Raw genomic sequence first — 5,942 nt, forward strand, 5'->3', positions numbered from 1 at the left:
GTGCTCAACTCGTCACCCAGAGGTCCACCGCGCACCCGCACCCGCGCCGGTCCCAATCCGTCGCGTGGCGGGAGCGGGGCGGACCTCAAGTCAGCGGCACCGGCTCGAGAATCTCGGCGCGCGCCTCCGGAGCGCTGGCCCGCAGCGCATCCGCCGAATCGTCGTCGGGCTGGGCCTGCGACAGCACCTCCGCCTCCACCCGCGCCGTGTAGGTCTTGACCTCACGGTAGACGTCGGCCGCGGACCACCCGAGCACCGGCGCGACCACTTCGGCCACCTCCCGCGCGCAGTCGACACCCCGGTGCGGGTACTCGATGGAGATCCGCATCCGACGGGCCAGGATGTCCTCCAAATGCAGTGCGCCCTCGGCGGTCGCGGCGTAGGCGGCTTCCACCTTCAGGTAGACCGGCGCCGCAGAGATCGGGTTCAGCAGCTCGGGGCGGTCGTCCGCCATTGCCAGCACCTCGCTGATCAGCGACCCATAGCGGTCCAGCAGATGGCGCACCCGATACGGGTGTAAGCCCCGTAGCGCGCCCACGTGTTCGGTCTGGTTGATCAACGCGAAGTAACCGTCGGCGCCCAGCAGCCTCACCTTCTCGGTGATCGACGGCGCCACCCGGGCCGGAATATATTGCGCTGCAGCGTCGATCGCGTCGGCCGCCATCACCCGATAGGTGGTGTACTTGCCGCCGGCGATGGCGACCAGGCCGGGTGCGGGCACCGCCACGGCGTGCTCGCGCGACAGCTTGGAGGTGTCGTCGCTCTCCCCGGCCAGCAGCGGCCGTAACCCGGCGTACACCCCGTCAATGTCGGCGTGGGTCAGCGGGGTGGCGAGCACGGTGTTGACCGTGCCCAGGATGTAGTCGATGTCGGCCTTGGTAGCCGCGGGATGCGCCAGGTCCAGGCCCCAGTCGGTGTCGGTGGTGCCGATGATCCAGTGGCTGCCCCATGGAATGACGAACATCACCGACTTCTCGGTGCGCAGAATGATCGCGACGTCGCTGACGACGCGGTCGCGCGGCACGACGATGTGCACACCTTTGGAAGCCCGGATCTGGAACCGCCCGCGCTGCTTGGACAATGCCTGAATCTCGTCGGTCCACACCCCGGTCGCGTTGACCACGACATGTCCACGCACATCGGTGGCGGCGCCGTCCTCGGAGTCGCGCACCGTTACTCCGGTCACCCGGTCACCCTCGCGCAGCAGCGCGACCACCTGGGTCGACGAGCGCACCACCGCGCCGTAGTGCGCCGCGGTGCGCGCGACGGTCATGGTGTGCCGGGCGTCGTCGACGACGGTGTCGTAGTAGCGGATGCCGCCAATCAACGAGCTGCGCTTGAGGCCCGGGCACAGTCGCAGTGCGCCGGCGCGGGTCAGATGCTTTTGCGCCGGAACAGATTTCGCACCGCCGAGCTGGTCGTAGAGGAAGATGCCGGCGGCCACGTAGGGCCGTTCCCACCACCGCTTGGTCAGCGGGTAGAGGAAGGGCAGCGGCTTGACCAGATGCGGCGCCAACATCGTCAGCGACAGCTCGCGTTCGTAGAGCGCCTCACGGACCAGCCCGAACTCGAGCTGTTCGAGGTAGCGCAGGCCGCCGTGGAACATCTTCGACGACCGGCTGGAGGTGCCGGAGGCGAAATCACGGGCTTCGACCATCGCCACCTTCAGCCCGCGGGTGGCGGCGTCCAGCGCGCATCCCGAACCCACCACGCCGCCGCCGATGACCACCACGTCGAATTGCTCGGTGCCGAGCCGCTGCCAGGCGACGGCGCGTTGTTCGGGTCCCAAGGAGGCCGGCCAGAACTGCCCGCTGCCCGGTCCGAGGATCGGGTCGCTCACGACACTAACTCCTGTCGGTTACTCGTCAGTAGGGCTGGCTCAAGGTTACCGGCTCGGCTCGATTGCCCGCCTCCTCCTCATCGCGCTACCCGCTCTGCATCGTCACCGGGCGTCAATCGAGATCATCGTGAGCCATCAGCCGGCGGGCGGCCTCGGTGATGGACCCGGACAGCGACGGGTAGACGACCAGGGTCTGCGCCAGCTGGTTGACGGTGATGCGGTTCTGCACGGCGACGGCGATCGGCAGGATCAACTCCGACGCGATCGGGGCGACCACCACCCCGCCGATCACCACGCCGGTGGCCTGCCGGCAGAACAGTTTGACGAAGCCGTGCCGCAGGCCCGACATCTTGGCGCGCGCATTCGTCCGCAACGGCAGCATGATGGTCCGGGCCGGCACCGATCCGTCGTCAATGGCCGTTTGCGGGACACCAACCGCGGCGATCTCGGGCCGGGTGAACACGGCCGCCGCCACCGTGCGCAGCTGGATCGGGCTGACCGCCTCCCCCAATGCGTGCCACATCGCGATCCGGCCCTGCATCGCGGCGACCGATGCCAACGGCAGCAGACCGGTGCAGTCACCGGCGGCATAGATCCCGGGCACCGACGTCCGTGACACCCGGTCCACGGTCAGGTAGTTGCCGCGTCCCAATTCGATGCCGACCCGTTCCAGGCCCAGGCCACCGGTATTCGGGGTCGACCCGATCGTCATCAGCGCGTGGCTGCCCTCGACGGTGCGGCCGTCGGTCAACTTGACCACCACCCCGCCATCGGTGGGGGTGACCGAGCCCGCGCGGGCATTTTTGACCAGCTCGACGCCCCGTTCGGCGAACGACTCTTCGAGCACCCGCGCGGCATCGGCGTCTTCGTAGGGCAGCACCCGGTCGCGGCTGGCCACCACGGTCACCGCGACACCGAGTTCGGTGTAGGCGTGGACGAACTCGGCACCGGTCACCCCGGAACCCACCACGATGAGGTGATCGGGCAGCGAGTGCAGGTCGTAGATCTGACGCCAGGTCAGAATGCGCTCGCCGTCGGGCTGTGCCGACGCCATGATCCGGGGGCTGGCGCCGGTGGCGATCAGTACGACGTCGGCGTCAAGCTCGGTGGTGGCCTCGTCGTGAGCGGTCACCTTGATCCGGTGCCGGGCCAGCCCGGGCGTGGTGTCGACCAGCTCGCCGCGGCCCGCGATCACCTCCACGCCCATGCTGAGCAGCTGATCGGTGATGTCGGCGGACTGTGCGGCGGCCAGGCTCTTGACCCGCTGGTGAATTTCCGGGAGCGAGATCTTGGCGTCGTCGATGTCGATGTCGAAGCCCAGGTGGGGTGCGCGGCGCAGTTCGGTGCGGACGCCGGTGGAGGCGATGAACGTCTTGGACGGCACGCAGTCGGCCAGCACCGCTGCGCCCCCGATGCCGTCGGAGTCCACCACGGTCACCCGGGCCTCACGTGCCGCGGCAACGAGGGCGGCCTCGTAACCGGCCGGGCCGCCGCCGAGGATCACGATGCGGGTCGCCACGGGTTCAACCTACCCACCCGACTGTCGGATGACCGCTCAGCCAGCGGGGTGCCGTTTAAGCTTTCCCCGTGCCGCTCTACGCCGCTTACGGGTCGAACATGGATCCAGAGCAGATGGCACTGCGTGCACCCCACTCGCCGATGGCCGGAACCGGTTGGCTACACGGCTGGCGACTGACGTTCGGCGGCGAGGACATCGGCTGGGAGGGCGCGTTGGCCACCATCGCGGAGGATCCGGCATCCAAGGTGTTCGTCGTGCTCTACGACGTCACCTCCGCCGACGAGCAGAACCTGGACCGGTGGGAAGGCTCGGAGCTCGGCATCCACAAGAAGATTCGATGCCGGGTGGAGCGGCTATCCTCGGACACCACAACCGATCCGGTGCTGGCATGGCTGTACGTGGTCGATGCGTGGGAGGGCGGCCTGCCGTCGGCACACTATCTCGGTGTGATGGCTGACGCCGCCGAAATCGCCGGTGCGCCAGCGGAGTACGTTAATCACCTGCGCACTCGTCCGGCGCGCAACATCGGCCCGGGGCACGGCGAGTAGCCAACCAACTTTTACTACGCGAGCGTGCGTGTTTGTACGGCGACACGCTGTTGCCGACGGCATTCTGTGCACCTTCGTGGCAGCGTCAAGCGGCTTTCGAGCGCTCCAGCTGCCTCTCGATGCGACGGACGAGCTCCCAGGGCCGATGCCTGACGTCCTCGGCGACGATGGCGACGGTCACCCATCCGAGGTCCTGCAGTGCCGCCGACCGCCGTCGGTCACGGAAGAAAGCGTCGGGGCCGCTGTGCCAGTCGACACCGTCGTACTCGGCGGCAACCCGAGACTCGGGCCAGGCAAAGTCCAGCCGCCAGGTCCGGCCGTTCGCGTCCACGACCTCGTACTGCAGCACCGGCGGCGGCAAACCTCCATCGATCATCACCAGTCGCACCTCGCTCTCCATCGGCGACTCCGCCTGCGGAGCGGCCAAGTCAATCAACTTGCGCACGGCCACGATGCCGCGCCGGCCAGACTGCTGCCTGGCGGCCCTGTGCGAGTCGTCACGGCTGCAGGTGCCACTGCGCAGCGCGGCGTCCAACGTCGCCAGTGCACGCGGCCGACGCAGTCCGCGCGCCACTTCGATGGCGGTCCATGCCGGCGCAGTGGCCGGCCGGTCGACGACCAGAGTCAACGGCGCACCCTCACGCCGGTGCACGACCAGACCATCTGCGGACCGCAGTTGTCGGCCGGGTGGATTGAGCACGTGCAAATCAACAGTCTGCTCGGTGTCGAAACCGTACGCCGCGGCCGCTGTCCCCAGGCACACCGCAACAGTGGTGCCGGTCGCCAAATCCAGGCCACCTAGCCGCAACCTGGTGTCCACGTCGCCGCACCCGTAGATGCCGTACCAAACCTTCTGCAGCGCACCAGCGTTCAGTTGCGACTCCAGGCCGCGGCGGGTCAGGAACGTCAGTCCCTGAGCAGACGTGACCACTCCACCTTGGTCGTCGAGCAGCCGAATCAGCTGTTGGTTCATGGCGGTCATCGTGGAGGTACGGATTTCGACCGCGCATTCGGCTGCGGGCCGTGCGCGGTCAGATTGTGAACAAAGCTGCCGCTGGGGATGGTCCCGCTTCGGCGAGCGTGCGTCGTTGTACGGCATTTGCGGCGTGTCGACGCACAAACACGCACGCTCGCGGCCAAGGCCGAATTAGAACACTGCAGCCTGCTCGACGATGTTCACCATCACCCGCACGCCGATCGCCAGAGCTCGCTCGTCGAGGTCGAACGTCGGCTGGTGCAGGTCCAGCTGCGGACCGTGACCCGACCACACCCCGAGTCGCGCCATCGCGCCGGGAACTTTCTCCAGATACCAGGAGAAGTCTTCGCCGCCGCCCGACTGCCGAGTGTCGGACAGCACCTCGGGACCGACGGCTTCGATCGCGTGCATGAGGATCCGCGTCGAAACCTCCTCATTGACCACCGGCGGTACGCCGCGATGGTATTGCAGCGTGTGCTCGATGCCCAGCGGCGACAGCAATGCGGACACCGCCTCGCGGATGACGCCCTCCAGGCTCTGCCACGTCTCGCGGCTGGCAGTGCGGACCGTGCCGGCCAGCACGCCGGTCTGCGGAATGGCATTGGCGGCGACACCGGCGTTGACCGCGCCCCACACCAGCACAGTGCCCTTGCGCGGGTCGAGGCGGCGGGACAGCACACCGGGCACTCCGGTGATCAGAGTCCCGATCCCGTAGACCAGGTCCGCGGTCAAATGCGGCCGGGAGGTATGCCCGCCGGGCGAATACAACGCGATCTCGAGCCGGTCGGCCGCCGAGGTGATCGGCCCCAGCTTCACCGCGACCCGGCCAACCGCAAGCCGGGGATCACAGTGCAACGCGAAGATCCGGCTGACTCCGGCCAGCGCCCCGGCGGCGATCGCATCGAGCGCACCACCGGGCATCAGCTCCTCGGCGGCCTGGAAGATCAGCCGCACCCCGATCGGTAACTCGGGCACCGAGGCCAGCGCCTGCGCGGCGCCGAGCAGGATCGCGGCGTGTGCGTCGTGTCCACAGGCATGCGCGACGTTGGGCATCGTCGA

At 68.3% G+C, this 5,942-nt stretch carries 5 protein-coding genes; 1 reads left to right on the plus strand and 4 read right to left on the minus strand.

What is annotated here, in order from left to right; translation table 11 throughout:
- Window positions 1–85 precede the first annotated feature (85 nt).
- Both ACRDTL_RS02820 and ACRDTL_RS02825 read right to left on the minus strand, forming a co-directional pair.
- Window positions 86–1,840: a glycerol-3-phosphate dehydrogenase/oxidase gene (locus tag ACRDTL_RS02820; RefSeq protein ID WP_431505204.1), complete on the minus strand. Its 1,755-nt coding sequence runs from the start codon at window positions 1,838–1,840 to the stop codon at window positions 86–88.
- A 112-nt stretch (window positions 1,841–1,952) separates the two neighbouring features.
- Window positions 1,953–3,359, minus strand: a complete 1,407-nt coding sequence (locus tag ACRDTL_RS02825; protein ID WP_431505205.1) for an NAD(P)H-quinone dehydrogenase — start codon at window positions 3,357–3,359, stop codon at window positions 1,953–1,955.
- Between the two features lie 68 nt (window positions 3,360–3,427).
- On the opposite strand from ACRDTL_RS02825, the gene ACRDTL_RS02830 reads away from it, so the two are divergent.
- Window positions 3,428–3,907, plus strand: a complete 480-nt coding sequence (locus ACRDTL_RS02830; RefSeq protein ID WP_431505206.1) for a gamma-glutamylcyclotransferase — start codon at window positions 3,428–3,430, stop codon at window positions 3,905–3,907.
- Between the two features lie 85 nt (window positions 3,908–3,992).
- On the opposite strand, the gene ACRDTL_RS02835 is transcribed toward ACRDTL_RS02830, so the two are convergent.
- A complete protein-coding gene (locus tag ACRDTL_RS02835) occupies window positions 3,993–4,880 on the minus strand; it encodes a hypothetical protein (RefSeq protein ID WP_431505207.1) in 888 nt (295 codons plus the stop codon).
- Window positions 4,881–5,054: 174 nt separating this feature from the next.
- Window positions 5,055–5,942: amidohydrolase (locus ACRDTL_RS02840; protein ID WP_431505208.1), on the minus strand; the 888-nt coding region annotated here is incomplete at its 5' end.

Source organism: Mycobacterium sp., from assembly GCF_050700595.1.
GTDB lineage: Bacteria > Actinomycetota > Actinomycetes > Mycobacteriales > Mycobacteriaceae > Mycobacterium.